Here is a 21,203-nt window from a genome sequence, read left to right as displayed (position 1 = left end):
GTCACTGGTTGTGATTTTCTACCCCTCCCGCAGAGATCAGGACTCCGGATGCCCGTCGATTGCCGCCTGCAGATCGCGGTACTCTTCGCAATCCTGGCCGCAGATCCCGGCAATGACTTTAAGCTGCTCTTTCGCCAGATCCGGGCGACCTTTTACCATCCATGCTTCCCCCAGATACTCCCGCGCTTTGGCATAGTTGGGCTGCAGGGCGAGCGATCGCTGGTAATAGCCAATGCCTTCATCCGTGCGCCCCAGTTTGCGGGTCGCATAGCCACGGTAGTTCCACGCCTCGGCCGTGTTGGCGTTTTTTAACGTATCCAGCAGGTTCAATGCCGCCTGATACTCGCCTTTTTTCGCGAGGTGGTACGCATAATTGGTTTTGTCCTCATCGCTGAGGCTGCTGGTTTTCTCCGGGACACACTTCTTACTCACACTGTCGTAGACCTGCCCTGAGGGGCAGTCCGGCGTTTTGCTTTCAGTATCAGTATTGCCCATGGCAAAGCCCTGCGGGGTCTGTAACAAAAATAACAGTACCGGGATAGCCAGAGGACGGGTAAAGGTACGGACTGAGGATGCGTTCATTTTCTACTCCTGGTGAAGGTGGGCAGGTCAACAAGGAGTAAACGCCCGAGCGTCCGATTCTATTCGCAGAAAACGCAGTTGAAATGACAGCCGAAATCATACTTATGGCCTATGCCATCCGTCATCAGTGAACGGTAGATTCAGATAATAATTAACGCAGGCTTAATTCCTGTCTCTAATAGCACACTCTTCACCTCCCGCCATTTTTATTTTTAATTCGGTCACAAACATAATATATCGTATAAATAATTTCTTAACCCCACCTGAATTAACAATTAAGCCCGCCTTAATTAAATACCCATTTACATTCTAAAATATCAAATATATTCAAATAAATGCTTTGGTATTATATTTAACAAATGACAGGAAAAAACAGCAAAGCCTTATGCCACAAGGCTCAGCACCCTCGCGCAAGCTGTACAAACCGGCAGAAAACTATTCAATTCAGAAGGGGTTAACTTGTCCATAATTGGCGCTTCATTTGCATATTCCGTTATTTATAGCTATATCATTTTCAGACCATTCAAATAATATCTTTATAAATCACAGGGCTTTATATAACACAAAAAACGCCGAATACAAGTTAACCCAAAGCAAATAAATCGATTCATCTGATGTTGCCACTAATTGCTGGCGGGCATCGGCCGCTCTGAAGATAACAACGGTGAGCACTATTTTAAAAATAGCGACTCCGCCGGGGGCGCTCTGTACCCGCAGAAAGATGATGGCTTCGTCTTGCACGCCATATCAATAAAAATCTGTTGGGAGTCATCAATATGAGCCAAATCTCTGTCATTTCGAAACTTACTGGCGTGGAAACCACCACCGAAGGCACTCAGGTTACTCTGGATCACTCCTCTATTGTGAAGCTCCACGTTGGGCGAGGCGACATTTCACACTACACGCGCAGCGGCGAAGACCTGATCGTGACCCTGAATTCGGGCGAAACCATCACCCTCAAAAACTTCTACGTCGGAGACGCTCAGGGCGCCAGCCAGCTGGTGCTGGAAGAGGGCAACGGCGCGCTGTGGTGGATTGAAGATCCCACCGCCGCCACAGAACACTATGAAGCGATATCTTCGATTGATGCGCTAATGGCCTCCTCCGGTGATACGGGCGGCGCGGCAATCTGGCCGTGGGTGCTCGGTGGCGTCGCTGTCGCAGGTGGGATCGCGCTTGCCGCTGGCGGTGGCGGCGGTGGCGGAGGGGGTGGCGGAGACGATGATAATGGCAACGGCAACCCAGGCAATCCGGGGAACCCGTCTGACCCGGATACCACGCCGCCTGACGCGCCGACCAATCTGCAGTTCTCGGCAGACGGCAATATCGTCACCGGGACGGCAGAACCGAACAGCACCATCACCCTGAAAGATGCGAACGGAAATCTGGTCGGCACCGGTAAAACCGGCAGCGACGGTAAATTCACTATTGAACTGGGCACCCCGCTCAACAACGGCGAGCAGATTACTGCCACCGCGACCGACTCCTCCGGCAACATCAGTAAAGAGGCCCATGCGACCGCCCCGGATCTGGTCACGCCCGACGCACCGGACATTTTAATCGTTAACGACGATGTCGGCAGCGAAACCGGCCCGCTGGATAACGGGCAGCGAACCGATGATGCGCGCCCTACCCTGAGCGGTATCGGCGAAGCCGGAACCACCATCACTGTCTTCGACAACGGCACCAAAATCGGCACCACCAAAGTGGATGCCAACGGCAACTGGAGTTTCACGCCGCCTAACGCGCTGGCTAACGGCAGCCACACCCTGACCACCACCGCGACCGATGCGGCAGGCCACACCAGCCCGCCTTCTGCGGGGATCACCATTGTGGTAGATACCGTCGCGCCAACGGCCCCTGTGATCTCCAGCGTCACGGATGACGTCAATCCTGTCACCGGGCCGGTGAACAATGGCGGCAGCACCAACGATCAGCGCCCGCAGCTCACGGGTACCGCCGAAGCGAATTCAACGGTCACGATCTACGATAACGGCATTGCGATTGGCACCGTCACCGCTGCCGCGAACGGCAGCTGGAGCTTTACCCCGTCGGTCAATCTGAGTGAAGGCAGCCATGTGCTGACGGTGCGCGCCACGGATGTGGCGGGCAATACCGGCCCCGCCTCAGCGGGCTTTACGATTAATGTCGATGTGACTGCGCCCGCCGCGCCATCGGCCTTTGTGGTGAACGATGAAGTCGGCTCCATACGCGGTGCGGTTACAGCAGGCCAGACCACCGACGCCAGCCAGCCGAGGCTCACGGGCCGTGGCGATCCGGGCAGTACGATTATTATTTACGATAACGGCGTGGAAGTGGGCAGAGTCACCGTCGGCCCGAACGGGCTGTGGAGCGTAGCGCCTGACGGCCCGCTGGCGGAAGGCCCCCACTCCGTCACCGTGCGTGAAATTGACGCCGCCGGTAACCAGAGCGGGTTGTCCCAGCAGATTAACTTTATCGTCGACACGATCGCGCCAGGCCAGCCAACCGTCACCCTCAATCCCGCCGGGAACCAGGTCACCGGCACGGCTGAACCGAACAGCACGATCACCATCAGCAACGGCACCGGTGTGATCGGCACCGGCGTTGCGGATGGCAACGGCAACTACACCATCAACCTGAATACCGTACAAAATAACGGGCAAACCCTCTCGGTCGTCGCCTCCGACGCCGCCGGGAATGCCAGTATCCCGGTCACGGTCACCGCCAGTGACAGCATTGCGCCTAACCCGCCAACAGGGCTGACAGTCTCAGGTGACGGGACCAGCGTTAGCGGAAACGCCGAGCCAAACAGCACCGTCACCATCAAAGACACCGGCGGCGGCGTGATTGGCACCGGCACTACCGATGCTAACGGCCATTTCACCGTGCCGGTCTCCCCACCGCAAACCAATGGCGAAGTGCTGGATGTGATCGCAAGCGACGCCGCGGGTAACGACAGCCAGCCAGGGCACGCCGACGCGCCGGATACAACCGATCCGCTGGCGCCAACGAATCTGGTGGTTTCTGACGATGGCACGACCGTCACCGGCCAGGCCGAACCGGGCAGCACGGTGAGTATTAAAGGGCCGGATGGCGTGGAAATCGGCAGCGGCAAAACGGGCGATAACGGCGATTTTTCCGTTACCCTTTCGCCGCCGCAAGTTAACGGCGAAAAGCTGACGGCTGACGCCACGGACCTTGCCAACAACACCGGACCCACGGCTCCGGTAACGGCACCGGATACCACCCCGGCGCAAACGCCGGAGATCACCTCGGTCTACGATGACGCCGTTAATGTGGTGGGTGATGTCGCCAACGGCGGCCTGACTAACGACCCGACGCCGACCATTCGCGGCACCGGCGAGCCAGGCACCACGCTCTATCTGTTCAGCGGTTCCGATCAAATCGGCACCCTCGTCATTCCCCAAAGCGGTAACTGGGAATTTACGCCTTCGGTCCACCTGCGCGAGGGCGGCCACGTCCTGACGGCCACCGCCATCGACGACGCCGGAAATGCCAGCGGCACCTCGAACAGCTGGAGCATCACGGTTGATAGCGTGCTCCCTGCCGCACCGGTGATCACCTCCGTCGTTGACGATGTCCCGGGCAGAACCGGCCCGCTGGATACGGGTGAAATCACCAACGACTCCCGTCCGACGCTCAACGGTACGGGCGAACCGGGCGCCACCATCAGCATTCGTCTGGACGGCGTGCAGATCGGCACCGCGCTGGTCAGCAGCGGCGGGGCATGGACCTTTACCCCGACGCTGGCGCTCCCACAGGGTGGGCCGCATACGCTGACCGCCGTCGCGATCGATCAGGCCGGGAACGTCGGCACGGTTTCAAACGGTTTCCAGATCATCGTAGACACTACGCCACCACCGGCGCCGTCGATCGGTACGGTCACCGATAATTCCGGCGCTGTCACCGGCCCGGTCACCAGCGGAACACCGACGGACGAAACCCTTCCTGCGATGACGGGGACCGCCCCGCCGGATACGATTATTACCGTTTACGACGGCACGACCCTGCTCGGCACTGCCACGCTTGACGGTAACGGTGGCTGGAGCTTTACCCCCACCACTCCGCTCACCAACGGCACTCACTCCCTGACGGTGGTCGCAACCGACTCCGCAGGCAACGCCACCGCCTCACCGCCGTTTAGTCTGGTGGTGGATACCGTGGCCCCTGCGACGCCAGATTCTCCGGACGTCACCGTGAACCCGGACGGGCTGCCGACCGGCACACCGCTTAATCCGGGCGAAGCCACCCGCGACACCACGCCGACCTTAAGCGGCACCGGTACGCCGGGCGATACGGTCACGATCTACATTGATGGCGTCAAACAGCCCGATGTGGTTACCGTTCAGCAGGACGGAACATGGAGCTGGACGCCGACTCAGGCGCTGCCAAACGGCTCTTACGATGTCGCCCTGACGGTCACCAATCAAGACGGCGCGGGCAACGAAAGTGCGCCATCCCAGCCGGTCACCATCGTGATTGATACGGACCCGCCTGCCACGCCAACCGCACCGGTCGTCACCGATAACGTCAGCCAAATCACCGGGCCGGTCGATAACGGCGACAGCACCAACGATTCGCGTCCGGTGCTGAGCGGCACCGGTGTGGCGAACGACGTGATTATTATTTACGACAGCGTCGGCGGTGCGCCGAAGCAGGAGGTCGGGCGCGTCACCGTTGGCGCGGACGGCAGCTGGAGCTGGCGGCCAGACACCCCGCTGACGCAAACCACCCATGCCTTCACCACCACCGCCACGGACGAAGCGGGGAATATCTCGGACGTCTCCCCGGTGGTGACCATAACCGTGGATACCACGCCTCCGTTGACGCCGGCAATCACCGCTGGCACCGTCGCGAGCGGCGGTTCGACATCAGACACCACGCCGACCATCAGCGGAACGGGCACCAGCGGCGACACGGTGATTATCTATAACAACGGGGTCGAAGTTGACCGCGTCAACGTTACCAACGGCACCTGGACCTGGACCAGCCCAACCGTCGCTGACGGCGCGCTGAACCTGACTGTCTCCTCCGTCGATGCGGCGGGTAACGTCAGCGGCACCAGCCCGGTGTACACCATCACGGTGGATACGGTCGCCCCGACGACGCCGCAGATTGATACGATCTCCAGCAGCACGCTGGCGAACGGTGTGCTGTACACCAATGACAACACGCCAACCATCAGCGGGAAAACCGAGGTCGGGAGCACCATTACCGTTTCTGTTGACGGGGGTGCGCCGCTACAGGCCACCGTGGACGCTAACGGCAACTGGACGCTGACGCTGCCAGACGGCTCGGCGCTGAGCGATGCGCCTCATACCATTATCGTCACGGCCACCGACGCCGCCGGGAACGCCACCCCGAGCGCGCCGGTTACCGTAACCGTTGATACGGATGCGCCAGACGCGCCGGTCGTCAGCAGTCTCGCAATCGAAGGGACACCGTTGACCGGGACCGCAGAAGCCGGTTCCACGGTAATCGTAAAAGGGGAAAATGGCGTTGAACTGGGCCGCGGGGTGGCCGATGCGGGCGGCAATTACTCCATTGCCCTTTCACCGGCACAGACCAACGAAACCACCCTCACCGTCACGGCCAGCGATGCGGCAGGCAACGTCAGCGGCCCAACGGGTTATCAAGTCACAGACACGCCGGATCTGCCAGCCGTCCCGACCATCACGTCGATCATTGATGACAACGGCACGAATGGCACCGTCGAAGTGAAAGGGGCAAGTTCCAACGACACCACGCCAGTCCTGAGCGGGACCGCCCCACCGAACAGCATTGTGACCATCTACCTTGACGGGGGTCTGGTGCCGTACGCCGTCGTCACCGCCAGCCCAACCGGCGAGTGGACGACCAGCTCGCTGATTCCGCTCGGCGAGGGGCCACACAGCTTTGCCGCCACCACCACCGTGGGCGGTTTGACGAGCGGTCTCTCCCCGGCGGCTACCGTCACCATCGATCTCACCGCGCCTGGTACACCGGTGCTCGGCGCAGTGACCGATGATGTCGGTCCGGGTACCGGGCCGCTGACCAGCGGTCAAACCACCAACGACAGTCGCCCAACCCTGAGCGGCACCGCAACGGCGGGCGACACCATTACCATCTACAACAACGGTACCGCCATTGGCACCGTGGTTGTCGGCTCGACGGGCACCTGGAGCTTTACGCCAGGCGGTGCGCTGGGAGAAGGCAACCACGCCCTGACCATTTCCGCCACCGATCCGGCGGGGAATGAAAGCGCACAATCACCGGCATTCAACATCGTGGTCGATACGGTCTCCACCACGCCGGTCATTGTCGGGGCAGACGATAATGTCGGCACCGTGACCGGGAATGTCCAAACCGGTGGCACCACCAACGACACCACGCCGACCCTTTCGGGCACGGCAGAAGCCAACAGCAGCGTGGCGATTTTCGAAGGTAGCAACCAGATTGGCACCGCCACCGCCAACAACCTGGGGAACTGGACCTTCACCCCCACCACGCCGCTCACCGAAGGCTCACACACCTTTACAGTGGTCGCGACCGATCCACAAGGGAACGTCAGCACCAGCTCCAACAGCTATAACGTGATTGTCGATCTGACCCCACCCGCAGTGCCGGTACTCAGCGCCGTCGCCGATGATATTCAGGGCGGCGTGGTCGGGAATCTGACCGCAGGACAGGTCACTAACGACGCCACGCCAACCTTCACCGGGACGGGCGTCACGGGCAGCACCGTTCATATTCTGAATAACGGCGTAGAAATTGGCACCGCGGAGGTCATTAACGGTTCGTGGACCTTTATACCGCCAAACGGGCTGACGGATGGCCTGTATAACATCAGGGTCAATGCCACCGATGCAGCGGGTAACGTCTCCGCTAACTCGCCGGTCTTCTCCTTCACCGTCGACACCACGCCGCCAGACGCGCCGGTGCTTACCACGGTGCAGGATGACGTCGGCCCGGTCACCGGCACGATTCCTGAAAACGGCACCACCAATGACAACCGTCCAACCTTCAACGGTACCGGCGAAGTCGGGGCGACCGTCACCCTGCTCAACGATGGACAACCCTTCGGCACCGCAGTGGTGAACGCCCAGGGGAACTGGACCTTCACGCCAACCGCACCGATGGCTGACGGGCCACACACCATCACCCTCAGCACCACCGACGCGGCGGGCAATACCAGCACCACCTCCACCACCTTCGATCTGACGGTGGATACCCAGCCGCCAGCGGCACCGACCATTATTAACGCCACCGATGACGTCGGCAGCGTGCTGAACCCGGTTCAGTCCGGACAGACCACCGACGACACCCGGCCACAGCTGAACGGCTCGGCGGCGAACAACGCCACGATCATCATCTATGAAAACGGCGTGCAGGTCGGCACCGTGCAGGCTAACGGCTCGGGCGAATGGAGCTTCACCCCGCCGAACCCGCTGAGCAACGGCAGCCATACCTGGACTGCCACCGCGACCGACGCGGCGGGCAACGTCAGCGTGGCCTCGCCGGGCTTCACGGTGATCGTCGATACGGTTGCACCGCTGGCACCGGTTATCACTCAGGCGCTTGACGATGCAGGAACCGTCACTGGCCCGCTCGGCAGCGGCCAGACCACTGACGACACGCTCCCTCGCCTGATCGGGACCAGCGAGCCGAACGCCAGCATCAATATCCTCGAAAATGGTCTGGTGATCGCCACCACCACGGCGGACGCCAGCGGGAACTGGGCGGTGACGCTCACCACCGCACTTGGGGCGGGACCGCATACCTTTATTGCCCAGGCGACCGACGCGGCGGGCAACAACAGCGATCCGTCGGCAACCTTTACCCTGAATGTCGACCTCACGCCGCCGGCCGTTCCGGTACTGGTTTCCGTGGTGGATGACGTCGGAACCGTCACCAACCTGACCAGCGGCCAGCTCACCAACGATGCACAGCCGACGCTCACCGGGACAGCCGAAGCGGGATCGACGGTGAAAATCTTTGATAACGGCGTGCTGATTGGCACCGTCACAGCCACAGGAGGTGCGTGGTCCTTTACGCCGTCACCGGCGCTGGGCGACGGGCTGCATCCGCTGACCATCACCGCCACCGACGCCGCGGGTAACGCCAGTGGCCCGACAACGGCCTTTGTGGTCAATGTCGATGCGACTGCGCCAACGGCGCCAGTGATCGCCTCGGTCGTGGACGATGTCGGTACTGTCACCGGGCCGGTGATTAACGGCAACCCGACCAACGACACCCAGCCGACGCTGAGCGGGACCAGTGAGCCTAACGCGGTGGTGCGGATTTATGACGGCACGACGCTGGTCGGCACCGTCACCGCGGACACCAACGGCAACTGGACTCTGCCACAGACCACCACCACGCTGACCAACGGGCAGCACAACTTTACCGCGACCGCCACCGACGCGGCGGGCAATACCAGCGCACCATCATCCATCACCTCGATTGTGGTGGATACGGTTGCTCCGGGGCTGCCGGGCACGCTGGCCGTAATCAGTAACGGCACCCACGTCACGGGCCTGGCGGAAGCAGGCAGCACTGTCACCATTACCAGCAGCACCGGAACGGTGCTCGGCACGGCGACGGCGGACGGCAGCGGGGCTTTCAACGTCACCATTTCACCGGCGCAGACCAACGGCGAAACGCTGCTGGCCTTTGCCACGGATAAAGCCGGGAACGCAGGCAATACCCAGAGCGTCACCGCGCCATTCACCAACCTGCCGAATGCGCCGCTGATCACCACCGTCAACGACAACGTGGGGACCATTACCGGTAATCTGACCAACGGCAAAGCCACGGATGACACGACGCCAACCCTGAGCGGGACGGCGCAGCCGAACTCCACCATCACGCTGTATAACAACGGCGTGGCGATGGGCACCACGACCACGGACATCAACGGTAACTGGACCTTCACTACGCCTGCACTGAGCGAGGGTTCTCACGCCTTTACCGCCACGGCGACCAACGTCATCGGCGGCACCGGGCCGGTCTCGATTCCGACCACCGTTATCGTTGATACCGTCGCACCGAGTGCGCCGAACGGAACCTTTAACGCCGACGGCAGCGTGCTGACGGGCAGCGCAGAAGCGGGCAGCACCGTGACGATTCGCCTGGCGGATGGCACCCTGGTGACCACTACGGCGAACGCCGGAGGCACCTACAGCTACACCTTCCTCAATAAACAGACGGAAGGCCAGACCCTGCAAATCACCGCCACCGACGCGGCAGGCAACACCTCGACGCCAGGCTCTGCGCTGGCGCCGGTTGTGCCGCTGTCGGCAAGTTCCAACGTCGAGGAACTGGCACTCACCTCCGACGCCACGGTGACCAACGCCCAGTACAGCGATTACGGATTCCTGCTGGTCGGGGCGCTCGGTAACGTGCTCACCCTGCTCGGCAACGATACGGCGCAGGTCGGCTTTACCGTGGGTGCGGGCGGGAATGCGGATATCTCGATTAACGCCGATGCCACAGGCGTGGTGCTGTCGCTGCTCAACACCCTGGAAGTGGTGGTGCAGCGCTGGGATGCGGTCAACGGTACCTGGACCACGGTGGTGGATACCGGTCTGCCGCAGTTCGCCAACCTGCTGACGCTGGGCGCCAACGGCGTCACCCTTAACATGACCGGGCTGACCGAGGGCCAGTACCGCGTACTCAGCTACAACACCAACCTGCTGGCGACCGGGTCGTACACCAGCCTTGACGTGGATGTCACCGAAACCAGCGCCGGGACGGTAACGGGAGTGACCACCCAGTCCGGTAACGTCATTCTGGACAATGACCCAACCACCGGCAGCGACAACGCCCCGGCAGGCACTCGCATCACCGCCGTCACCGATTCCCAGGGCCACACGGTGAACGTGACAGCGGATGGCACGGTGATCCAGGGCCAATACGGTACGCTGACGATTAACCTCAACGGGAGCTACACCTACACCCTGACCAACACCAGCGCCGCGATTCTGGGCCGGACCGAGAGCTTCACCTACACCATCGGGCATAACGGTTCCACCGCCTCGGCGCAGCTGGTGATCTCCCTCGGGGCGAACACCGTCACCAACAGCGTCACGGCGGTCGATGATTCCGCGAGTTTCACCTTCGACACCAGCGTTCACGCCATCAACAACGGCACGTCGTCCCAGGGCGGCTTCACCGTGGTGGGCGTCAATCTGGGCAACACGCTGAGCCTCAATCTGCTCGATGATTTGAGCAATCCGATCATCTATAACGTGGCGGAAGGCACCACCCGCACCATGACCATCCAGGCCTCCGTCGGTGGCGTGGCGCTGGCCTCGGTGTTCGATCTTTACGTCTATAAATTCAACGACGCGACGCAAACCTTCGAGCAGATGCGCGTTCAGCCAGGCTGGCTGCGCGCGCCGCTGCTGGGCGGTACGTCGGGCACCCTGACGCTCAACCTGCCGGCCGGGGAGTACCTGTTCCTGCTGAACACCGCAGCCGGTATCACGGCGCTGACGGCCTACACCCTTAACGTACTGGAAGACCATGTTTACACCGTCTCAAGCGTCGGCGGCAGCACCACCGGCGACGTGCTGGCGGATGATATTATTCCGGCGGGCACCCACGTCACGGCGGTGAACGGCGTGGCGGTCAACGGTACGGGCGTCACCACCATTCAGGGGGAATATGGCACCCTGACCATCAATGCGGACGGTAAATACACCTATACCCTGAACAGCGGCGTCGGGGCCGACCACATCAAGACGCCGGACACCTTCGTCTACACGGTGACCGCGCCAAACGGCGATAAAGACACGGCGTCCCTCAACATCACCCCAACTCCACGGGCGATGGATGCGGTCAACGACGTGAGCGCGGTGATGGATGTGACGTCGGTGCACCATACGGCGGCCTACTCGGACACCACCGTCGGCAACGCCACCTGGACGGCGGCTCTGCTGGCGGCAACCCAGGGCAGCGGCAGCGGCACCTTCGTGGTCGACGCCAACACCGCCCTGCATAACGTGGTGCTGCACTTTAACGTCGCCTCGCTGCTCTCGCTCGGCGGCCTGACGGTGGACTGGGTGCTGTCGAATGGTGCCACTACCGTGCGCAGCGGTTCGTTCAACGGCGGATTACTGCTGGGCGGCACGGCAACCATCAACCTGAACGGGCTGGATCTGGAGGCGGGCACTTACACCCTCTCCTACACCGGGAAGATGGGCGCGCTGGCGGTGGGGCAAATCACCATCACCCCGGACGTGGTGGGGACCACCTACTCGCTCAATCAGTTCGATTCCACCAGCGGGCACACCGTTAACGGCAACATCTTCGACGGCACCGATTCGCAGGGGGCAATGGATCAGCTGCACTCGGTGGATACCCGTCTGAGTATCACTGGTTACAACGGCGTGACCACCACCCTCGACCCGTACACCACCAGCGCCGCGAATGTGACCATTCAGGGACACTACGGCACGCTCTCCATCGGCGCTGACGGTCATTACACCTACACGCTCAACACCGGCGTGTCGCTCTCCAGCATCACCTCGAAGGAGGTCTTCAACTACACCCTGACGGACACGGCAGGGAAAACGGACAGCGCGTCGCTGACCATCAACATGGCGCCGCAGTTCATCAGCTCTGAGCATAACGACGTGATCAATGGGACAGCTTACGGCGATACCCTGATTTATCAGGTGCTGAACAACACCGTGGGTAACGCCACGGCGGGCAACAGCACCGGGGATCACTGGACCAACTTCTCCATCAGCCAGGGGGACAAAATTGATATCGGCGATCTGCTGGTGGGCTGGAACGGACAGGCATCCACCCTTGGGAACTACGTGCATGTCACCACCAGCGGTAACAACACTGTGATCTCCATCGATCGTGACGGTACGGGGAGCACCTACACTAATACGACGCTGGTCACTCTGGACAACGTACAGAGTAGCTACGACGAACTGGTTAATCAGCACCACAACATCATTACCTGATAGCACAACACAACTGACCCGGGCGTTCAGCGCCCGGGCATCAAGAATAAAAAGTACAAATTTATTAGGGACATGACATGGGAAAGAAGATGCCTTACTGGTGGCTCTCGTGCTGCCTGATATCTGTGCCCGTTCTCGCGGCTAACCCTGCGGGCGTAATCAACACCGGCCTGCTGAGTGAAGAACAGGAGCTGCCGTCCCTGAATGGCCGCGTTGCGCCCGTCGCCAACAAAGCCGCTCCGGGTACGCTGCTGCTGGGCGATGCCGTAAACCGCGCCGTCAGCTGGCATCCGACCATCAGCGAAGCGGTCGGTAAACTCTACGAACAATCAGAACAGGTCGACGTCGCCAAATCGAAATACTATCCGCAGGTCAACGCGGGAATGGACGGCGGCTATACCCACGACGGCAGCGACAACGGCTTTACCCCGTCGCTGGTGCTCTCTGTTTCACAAATGCTCTACGACTTTGGCAAAGTGGCAAGCCAGGTGCGAGCCGAAAGCGCGGGCGTGGCGCAGCAGCAGGCCAACGTGCTGGTGAGCATTGATACCATCGCCCACGATACCGCCCTGGCAATGGTGCAGGTGCAGACCTGGCAGCAAATGGTTGAGACCGCCAAAGAGCAGCTGGATGCGCTGTCGTCCATCGGCTCGCTGGCGCGTCAGCGCAACGACGAAGGGGCAAGCTCCCTTTCGGACGTGGTGCAGACCGACGCCCGCATCGAAGGCGCGCGGGCGCAGCTCATGCAGTATCAGGCCAGCCTCGACAGCTCCCGCGCCACGCTGATGAGCTTTCTCGGCTGGAACAGCCTGAACACCATCAGCAACGATTTCCCGGCAAAACTGGCCCGCAGCTGCGACGTCGCCGAGCCGGACGACCGTCTGGTGCCCGCCGTGCTCTCCGCATGGGCGCAGGCCAACGTCGCGCAGGCCAATCTCGACTATGCTAACGCGCAAATGACGCCGACCGTCTCGCTGGAGCCGGAAGTGCGCCACTACCTCAACGACCGCTATGCGGGCAACGATTCGCTGGATCGCACCCAGTATTCCGCGTGGGTCAAAGTGCAGATGCCGCTCTATCAGGGCGGTGGTCTTACCGCCCGGCGCAACGCCGCCGGGCATGCCGTTGAAGCCGCGCAGTCAACCATTCAACGCACCCGCCTCGACGTGCGCCAGAAGCTGCTTGAATCACGCAGCCAGGTGATGAGCCTGCTGAGCACCCTGCAAATCCAGGCCCGGCAGGAGGCGCTCAGCGTCCGCACCCGCGAACTCTATCAACAGCAATATCTCGATCTCGGCTCACGGCCGCTGCTCGACGTGCTCAACGCCGAGCAGGAGGTGTATCAGGCACGTTTTACCCAGCAGCAAACCGCCGGACAGCTCCACCAGCTGGAGCTGAGCTGCTTGTACAACACGGGCCTTTTGCGTCATTCGTTCGATCTTGAGAACCGCACCATTCAGACTGTGGAGATCCAGCCATGAAGCAAACCGATAATCCGCAGGACGAAAGTATTCCCGAAGAGACGCTGGAGCACTGGGCGCAGGCGTTTGGCTACGTCGCCAGCCGCTATCGCGTGGCCTGCTCCCCAGGCGCACTGGTGGCCGGGGCGCCATGGCTGAAGGGCAAACCCATGGTACCGGCGCTGACTCAACTGGCGCGCGAAGCAGGACTTTCCTTTCAGCTGCTGACCGCCACGGAGCAGTCCATCAACAGCTGGAAACTGCCGGTGGTGGTGGAGCTTAACGAGGGCAAAATCGGCGTCATTGAACATTTCGACGGCGACGACACCCTTGATATCAACTTTATCGACACCACACCGCACAACAACCGCGTGTCGATGACCGCTCTGCTGCCCGCCATTCGTCACGTGGTCGCCCTGCGCCCGCTGGCGGCGCTAAAAGACAGCCGCGTGGATGCCTATATTTCCAAATACCGCCCCGACTGGCTCTACCGGCTGGTGATGCGCGACATGCGTCCCTATACCTGGGTGATGCTGGCGGCGCTGTTCATCAACGTCCTCTCCCTCTCCGGGATCGTGTTTTCAATGCAGGTTTACGACCGGGTGATCCCCGCCCAGTCCTATCCGACGCTTTACGTGCTGACCATCGGCGTGCTGATCGCCACGCTGTTTGGCTTTGTGCTGCGTGTCGCGCGCGGCCACATCATGGACCTGCTGGGAAAACGCGCCGATCTGCGGGTGTCGGATCGGGTGTTTGGCCACGCCCTGCGCCTGCGTAACAGCGCGATCCCGCGCTCAACCGGGAGCTTTATTTCGCAGCTGCGCGAGCTGGAGCAGATCCGCGAGATGGTCACCTCCTCCACCATTTCCACCATCGTCGATCTGCCGTTCTTCTTCCTGTTCGTGGTGGTGCTGGCGATCATCGCGCCGCAATTAGCCTGGATCGCCCCCGTCGCTGCCGTGCTGATGGTGCTGCCCGGCCTGCTACTGCAGAAAAAACTCGCGGCGCTGGCGAAGCAGTCAGCCCATGAATCGACCCTGCGCAACGCGGTGCTGGTCGAGAGCGTACAAGGGCTGGAGGACATCAAGCTGATGCAGGCGGAAAACCGCTTTTTGCAGCAGTGGAACAGCTATATCCAGATCACCGCTGAGTCCGGCCTGCGCACCCGCGAACTGACGCAAAACCTGATCAGCTGGGGGATGACCATTCAAAGCCTGGTGTACGCCGGGGTGATCGTGGTCGGCGCGCCGATGGTGATCGACGGCACCTTAACCACCGGTTCGGTGGTGGCGGCCTCGATGCTGGCGTCGCGGATGATCGCCCCGATGGCGACCCTGTGCGGCGTGCTGGCGCGCTGGCAGCAGGTGAAAGCCGCCAAAGAGGGGCTGGACAGCATCATGCAGCTGCCAACGGAAAACCAGCGCGAAGAGACGCCGATCCGCCAGGACGTGCTCCGCGGGCACTACCTGTTCGATCAGGCGCAGTTTCGCTATCACCCGGAAGATCCGCGTATGGCCCTGCGCATTAACCGCCTGGAGATCAAACCCGGCGAGAAAGTGGCGATCCTCGGGCGTAACGGCGCAGGGAAATCCACCCTGTTACAGGCGCTGTCGGGCGGAATGGATCTGGCAGGCGGCGAGCTGCGGCTCGACAACCTTAGTCTGCCGCATCTGGACGTCGCGGATCTGCGGCGCAACGTCGGCTTTATGACCCAAAACGCGCGGCTGTTCTACGGCACTCTGCGGGAGAACATCACGCTTGGGATGCCGCGCGCCACGGATGAAGAGATCTTCGCCGTGCTGGAGATGTGCGGTGCGGCGAGCTTTGTGCAAAAGCTGCCGAAAGGTCTCGACTATCCGATCATGGAGAACGGCGTGGGGCTGTCTGGCGGGCAGCGTCAGTCGATTTTGCTGGCGCGCATGTTCCTGCGCGATCCCAATATCGTGCTGCTCGATGAACCGACCGCCTCACTGGATGAGCACACGGAGCGCGAGTTTCTTCAGCATCTCGGCGCGTGGCTCGGCAACCGGACGCTGATCGTCGCCACCCACCGCGTGCCGGTGCTGGAGCTGGTGGAGCGCGTGGTGGTGCTGAAAGAGGGCATGCTGGTGATGGACGCGCCAAAAGCGCAGGCCCTGAGCAACAGCCGCATGCAGCAACAGGCAAACGGACGGGAGTGGAAAAATGAAAATCAGTCAGCGTGATGTCGCGGCGATGGACGATCTCGATAACGCTCTCGACTCCGAAAGCGGTTACTCCGGCGCGCGGCGCATCGTGATCCTCTCCCTGCTGCTGTTTATTATCGTCGGCGTGTGGGCGTGGTTTGGCATTCTCGACGAGGTTTCAACCGGGACGGGGAAAGTGATCCCCAGCTCGCGCGAGCAGGTGTTGCAGTCCCTCGACGGCGGGATCCTGACCGAACTGAACGTGCGCGAAGGCAACGTGGTGCAGGCGGGTCAGGTGCTGGCGCGACTCGATCCCACACGTTCAGAATCTAACGTTGGTGAAAGCGCGGCGCGCTATCGTGCATCGCTGGCCTCCAGCGTACGCCTCACCGCCGAAGTGAACGATCTGCCGCTGGTCTTTCCCCCCTCCCTGAAACAGTGGCCGGAGCTGATCGCCGCCGAAACCCGGCTCTACACCTCGCGCCGCGCGCAGCTGGAGGACACTCAGCGCGAGCTGAAAGCTGCCCTGAGCCTCGCGAATAAAGAGCTGGCTATCACCCAGCGGCTGATCAAAACCGGAGCGGCCAGCCACGTGGAGGAGTTACGCCTGCAGCGGCAAAAAAGCGATCTGGAACTGAAGCTGACGGACGTGCGTTCGCAATACTACGTGCAGGCCCGCGAGGCGCTGTCGAAAGCCAATGCGGAAGTCGATATGGTCTCGGCGGTGCTGAAAGGCCGCGAGGATTCCGTGACGCGCCTGACCGTGCGATCGCCGGTGCGTGGGATCGTGAAAAATATCAAGGTGACGACCATCGGCGGGGTTATCCCCCCGAACGGCGAGCTGATGGAGATTGTGCCGGTGGACGATCACCTGCTGATCGAAACCCGCCTGTCACCGCGCGATATCGCCTTTATCCACCCGGAGCAAAAAGCGCTGGTTAAAATCACCGCCTACGATTACGCCATCTACGGCGGGCTGCACGGCGTGGTCGAAACCATTTCGCCAGACACCATTCAGGACGAAGCCAAACCCGAAGTGTTCTATTACCGCGTGTTTATTCGCACCAGCCAGGATTATCTGGTCAATAAAGCGGGGCGCAAATTCTCGATTGTGCCTGGGATGATTGCCACGGTGGATATCAAAACCGGAGAGAAATCGGTGATGGATTATATGATTAAGCCGTTTAACCGGGCGAAAGAGGCGCTGCGGGAGCGGTAGAGTACCAGCATTAGTTTGTGCATATTCGATCCCCTCATCCCCACCGGGAGAGGGGTTCAAAGAGAGAAAACCTGCGCCAGGGGGGATAAACCAATTCACCTTGGGTTTCTTGCTTCTCTGTCACGACGATACCCGTGAATGTGCAGAGTAACGTTTAAAGATATTTGAACGTATTGATATGTCGGCCCCCTCCCTCAAAACGTATCGGTGACATTACGCTTACCGGGCCTACATGACTCCGCATATGGGGGAAGCGCAGTAACATCCGACACGTTTTATTTTTCCCCCCTGAACTCTGCTACAGTACCGCCAACATAAAAAATTCAGGGAGTGAACATGCGCCAGAGAACGATTGTTTGTCCGATTATCCAGAACGACGGGACCTATCTGCTGTGCAAAATGGCGGCGGATCGCGGTGTGTTTCCTGGCCAGTGGGCGCTGTCGGGCGGCGGTATGGAACCGGGTGAAACCATGGAGCAGGCGCTGCGGCGCGAAATTCGCGAAGAGCTGGGCGATGCGCTTGAGATCACCGCCGTCAAACCCTGGGCGTTTCGCGATGATATCCGGGTGAAAACCTATGCCGACGGCAGCACCGAAGAGATCTATATGATTTACCTTATCTTCGACTGCGTCAGCGCCAACCGCGATGTAACCTTTAACGAAGAGTTTCAGGAGATCGCGTGGGTGCAGCCGGAGGCCTTAAAAACGCTGGATCTCAACGAAGCCACCCGTTTTACGTTTGCGCAAAAGGGTTTGTTATAACCCCCACTGTCCCGGCGTTTTGCCGGTGTAGGTGCGAAAGACCTCAATGAATGCGCTGATGCTGTTGTAGCCGCACGACAGCGCAATCCATCCCACGGGTTTTCCCTCCTCCAGCCACTCCATTGCCCTGATCACACGGGCCAGCTGCCGCCAGTTCACAAAATTCATGCCCGTCGCGGCGCTGAACTGCCGGTGAAACGTGCGCACGCTCATCCCGGACTGGCGCGCATACTCTTCCACCGGGAGCACATCGTCCACGGCGTTCAGCAGCGTGCGCGCGATTTTCAGTAAACGCGGGTGAGCGGGCATCGGCAGCCGAAAGCGATCCTGTCGGGACTGAGCCAGCTCGCGGGTGAGCATGGAGATCATCTGCGGATCTGCCCCCTCGCCCGCCTGGCACAGTCGCAGGAACAGCGCCTCGCACAGCCTTTCCGGTTCGAAAACCGCCGGTTGCTCGGGCAGGGCTGAACAACCGGCTGAATCCAGATACAGAGACTGGCCCTCAATGGCGCTTTCCGACAGCGCGGCATGACGCAACCCCGGCGGGATCCAGCCGATATGCTCTCGCGGCACCACCCAGCGCCCCTTTTCGGTCTCGATAATCAGCAGGCCCGAGGTAATACGGCAGAGCTGGCCGGTGGCGTGCGCATGCCAGTCGGTTCGATAGCCCGATGGATGGCGAAGAGGTTCAGCGGTCATCAACATAGTTTGGCCGAAAATCGTTATTGATTGCCTGATTACAGAAACTACGCCAGATTCTGTCAAGGATAATGTGCTCTCACCCCTTTTAAAGGAGCACAACAATGTCCCTCATCACTGACCTGCAGGCTGCCTCTGACGAATCGTCCTGCCGCGCCCTCACCCAACGGCTGTTAACCGATCTTTTCGCGGGAACGCTGGCGCCGGCAGAGATTTTCTCGAATGACTACCAGCAGCATACGGACGGTAACGCGCTCAATTTCGCTGAATTTGTACGGCATTTAGATCACGTCCGCACGCAAACTAACGGGATCACCTTCAGGGTCGAGCAGGCATGCTGCACGCCGCATCTGCTGGCAGACCGCCATATCGTCACCGTAAGCAAAACGGACGGACAAACGTCAGAAATTGAGGTGTACCTGTTTGCCCGCCTGCGCGAGGGGAAAATCTGGCGAATAGATGAAGTGACCCGAGTGATAAAGGGCGACCACGCCGACAAATCCCTTGCCAGCGCGACGTCGTAGTTAACTCACGTGCTGCTGTGAAGCGAAGAGATACACGCGCACATAGCGGGTAAATTTTCCGACAAACACGCCCGCAAAAACGCCGCCGGAGATAATCGCAAATGCGCTCATTCCGGGCTGCTGCAGCGTGGCGGGGGAAACGGCAGTCATCACCCCGAGCACGTATTTCACGCCAAACGCCAGCATCATCAGTGGCAGCGCCGAGTCGTCGGCCTGCCGGTACAGACTGCGCGGAGGTTCCGCGCGCGTTACCGCCGTCTGTTTGATGAGCAAATAGCCCAGCGCTGCGCCTGCCAGCAAACCGGCGATCCACAGGGCGCTGCTGGCGACGGTGAGTTTGCGGAACACCACCAGATCGTAGATATCCCAGAAAAGAAAAATGGCGGGGATAATCGCGAGTTTTTCCAGCGTCACGATGGCGGGTTTGCGTGCTTTGATGCCGCGAGTGATGAGAAAGACAAACAGCACCCACACCCAGACGGGCGTATGGGTAACCACACCGGTGATGAATTCAGTCATGGGTTTTACCGTCAGTGATATTTCGCACCGGGTAATTATTACGCATGACAGCGGCGACGCCATCATGCGTAAGGCTGTTCAGAGCGAAATTTTCAGGCGGCGAACCGCTTCTTTCAGTTGCTCATCCGTGGCCGTGACAAACGACATGCGCAGCGTCGCGCGATCGGGTTCGCTGCAATAGAAGAACTCACCGGGCACGAACACCACGCCGTTCGCCAGCGTCTTCGCCAGCCATTCGGTGGTATTAAGACCGTTGTTGAATTTCGCCCACAGGAACATCCCGCCCTTCGGTTTATGGAAGGTCAGCACATCACCCAGCTCTTTTTCCAGCTCATTCGCAAAGGTCTGATATTTCTGGCGATAGGCATCGCGAATCAGCGCAATCTGCCCGGCCAGACGCCCGGTTTGCAGATATTCGTAAGTCATCAGCTGCGACAAGGTGCTGGTATGCAAATCAGTGGTTTGCTTGAGATTCACCACCGCCCGTTTCAGCCATTCAGGCACCACCAGCCAGCCGACGCGCGTGCCGGGTGCGAGGATTTTGGAGAACGTCGAGGTATAGACGACGTTATCTTCGTTGCCTATCGCTTTGGCATGAGCCATCAGCGGGCGGAACACGTCAGAGGTGTAGTTAATTTCGCTGTAGGGGTCGTCTTCGATAATCACGAAATCATAGCGTTTTGATAGCTCGACCAACTGTTTGCGGCGGTTTTCGGAGAGCGTCACGCCGCCTGGGTTACCAAACGTCGGCACGATATAGACGGCTTTGATGGTTTTACGGCTGACCAGGGCTTCCAGTTCATCAACTTTCATCCCTTCCCCATCGGTGCCGACAGATTCAAGTTGGGCCTGCGCCAGACTAAAGACCTGCAGCGCGGCGAGATAGGTCGGACGCTCCACGACCACGGTATCGCCGGGATTGATCAGCGCGCGGGCCAGAATATCCAGCGACTGCTGGGAGCCTGAGGTGACCACCACGTCATCGGCCTGACAGGCGATCCCACGGTCGGCGCAGATCTGCCCGATCGCGTCGCGCAGTCCCGGATAGCCTTCACTCAGACCGTACTGGAATGCTTCACCAAAATGGCGGGATAACACCGCATCAGCCGCAATCTGTAACCCTTCGTGATCGAAAAGATCGGGATTGGGGATGCCGCCGCCGAGGGAGATCACGCCCGGCATTTTGCTGTGTTTTAATAATTCACGGATGGCGGAGGATTGCAGGCTCTGCACGCTGCTGGCGAGTTTGTTTTTAGACATACTGTCGATACCCTGTTTTTCTGTTTTTTTAGTGACTACATGGTGTTAGT

Annotated in this window: 11 protein-coding genes; 6 read left to right on the top strand and 5 right to left on the bottom strand. The window is 60.3% G+C overall.

Annotated features, from left to right (window positions below; genetic code table 11):
* Positions 1-36 precede the first annotated feature (36 nt).
* On the bottom strand, positions 37-582 hold the full coding sequence (locus tag OVA10_RS07600; RefSeq protein ID WP_102105388.1) for a tetratricopeptide repeat protein: 546 nt from the start codon (positions 580-582) through the stop codon (positions 37-39).
* A 543-nt stretch (positions 583-1,125) separates the two neighbouring features.
* Positions 1,126-1,323: a hypothetical protein gene (locus OVA10_RS07595; protein WP_100779228.1), complete on the bottom strand. Its 198-nt coding sequence runs from the start codon at positions 1,321-1,323 to the stop codon at positions 1,126-1,128.
* Positions 1,324-1,358: 35 nt separating this feature from the next.
* Between OVA10_RS07595 and OVA10_RS07590 the strand changes: the two genes are divergently transcribed.
* From OVA10_RS07590 to nudI, 5 genes are all read left to right on the top strand, one after another.
* Positions 1,359-12,545 carry a BapA/Bap/LapF family large adhesin gene (locus OVA10_RS07590; protein WP_268195707.1) on the top strand — a complete coding sequence of 3,729 codons (11,187 nt, stop codon included), beginning with the start codon at positions 1,359-1,361 and terminating at the stop codon, positions 12,543-12,545.
* Positions 12,546-12,622: 77 nt separating this feature from the next.
* The gene (locus tag OVA10_RS07585) at positions 12,623-14,026 is read left to right on the top strand and encodes a TolC family outer membrane protein (protein ID WP_100779226.1); all 1,404 of its coding nucleotides are present in this window, start codon (positions 12,623-12,625) and stop codon (positions 14,024-14,026) included.
* Positions 14,023-16,209: a type I secretion system permease/ATPase gene (locus OVA10_RS07580; protein WP_107702989.1), complete on the top strand. Its 2,187-nt coding sequence runs from the start codon at positions 14,023-14,025 to the stop codon at positions 16,207-16,209. The genes OVA10_RS07585 and OVA10_RS07580 overlap by 4 nt, the downstream gene beginning before the upstream one ends.
* Positions 16,210-16,219: 10 nt before the next feature.
* On the top strand, positions 16,220-17,389 hold the full coding sequence (locus OVA10_RS07575) for an HlyD family efflux transporter periplasmic adaptor subunit (RefSeq protein ID WP_100780833.1): 1,170 nt from the start codon (positions 16,220-16,222) through the stop codon (positions 17,387-17,389).
* A gap of 336 nt (positions 17,390-17,725) precedes the next feature.
* Positions 17,726-18,151 carry a nucleoside triphosphatase NudI gene (gene nudI / locus OVA10_RS07570; RefSeq protein WP_123428785.1) on the top strand — a complete coding sequence of 142 codons (426 nt, stop codon included), beginning with the start codon at positions 17,726-17,728 and terminating at the stop codon, positions 18,149-18,151.
* Here nudI and OVA10_RS07565 read toward each other — a convergent pair.
* The gene (locus OVA10_RS07565; RefSeq protein WP_268195705.1) at positions 18,146-18,856 is read right to left on the bottom strand and encodes an AraC family transcriptional regulator; all 711 of its coding nucleotides are present in this window, start codon (positions 18,854-18,856) and stop codon (positions 18,146-18,148) included. The genes nudI and OVA10_RS07565 overlap by 6 nt on opposite strands.
* A 98-nt stretch (positions 18,857-18,954) precedes the next feature.
* On the opposite strand from OVA10_RS07565, the gene OVA10_RS07560 reads away from it, so the two are divergent.
* A complete protein-coding gene (locus OVA10_RS07560) occupies positions 18,955-19,374 on the top strand; it encodes a nuclear transport factor 2 family protein (RefSeq protein WP_123428783.1) in 420 nt (139 codons plus the stop codon).
* Here OVA10_RS07560 and OVA10_RS07555 read toward each other — a convergent pair whose 3' ends face one another.
* Positions 19,375-19,893, bottom strand: coding sequence for a DUF6622 family protein (locus tag OVA10_RS07555; protein ID WP_268195704.1), 519 nt, complete (start codon positions 19,891-19,893; stop codon positions 19,375-19,377). It abuts the gene before it with no gap.
* A 78-nt stretch (positions 19,894-19,971) separates the two neighbouring features.
* Positions 19,972-21,153 (bottom strand): aminotransferase-like domain-containing protein, encoded by a 1,182-nt coding sequence (locus OVA10_RS07550; RefSeq protein ID WP_123428779.1) that lies wholly within the window; start codon positions 21,151-21,153, stop codon positions 19,972-19,974.
* Positions 21,154-21,203: the final 50 nt, after the last annotated feature.

The sequence above is a fragment of the Lelliottia sp. SL45 genome, from assembly GCF_026672535.1.
GTDB classification, from domain to species: domain Bacteria; phylum Pseudomonadota; class Gammaproteobacteria; order Enterobacterales; family Enterobacteriaceae; genus Enterobacter; species Enterobacter nimipressuralis.
This window is presented reverse-complemented; position numbering and strand designations above follow the sequence as displayed.

Coding starts and splice junctions, on each gene's coding strand:
- OVA10_RS07580 (WP_107702989.1), top strand. CDS start 14,023: ATGAAGCAAACCGATAATCCGCAGGACGAAAGTATTCCCGAAGAGACG.
- OVA10_RS07600 (WP_102105388.1), bottom strand. CDS start 582: ATGAACGCATCCTCAGTCCGTACCTTTACCCGTCCTCTGGCTATCCCG.
- OVA10_RS07555 (WP_268195704.1), bottom strand. CDS start 19,893: ATGACTGAATTCATCACCGGTGTGGTTACCCATACGCCCGTCTGGGTG.
- OVA10_RS07590 (WP_268195707.1), top strand. CDS start 1,359: ATGAGCCAAATCTCTGTCATTTCGAAACTTACTGGCGTGGAAACCACC.
- OVA10_RS07565 (WP_268195705.1), bottom strand. CDS start 18,856: ATGTTGATGACCGCTGAACCTCTTCGCCATCCATCGGGCTATCGAACC.
- nudI (WP_123428785.1), top strand. CDS start 17,726: ATGCGCCAGAGAACGATTGTTTGTCCGATTATCCAGAACGACGGGACC.
- OVA10_RS07585 (WP_100779226.1), top strand. CDS start 12,623: ATGGGAAAGAAGATGCCTTACTGGTGGCTCTCGTGCTGCCTGATATCT.
- OVA10_RS07575 (WP_100780833.1), top strand. CDS start 16,220: ATGGACGATCTCGATAACGCTCTCGACTCCGAAAGCGGTTACTCCGGC.
- OVA10_RS07560 (WP_123428783.1), top strand. CDS start 18,955: ATGTCCCTCATCACTGACCTGCAGGCTGCCTCTGACGAATCGTCCTGC.
- OVA10_RS07550 (WP_123428779.1), bottom strand. CDS start 21,153: ATGTCTAAAAACAAACTCGCCAGCAGCGTGCAGAGCCTGCAATCCTCC.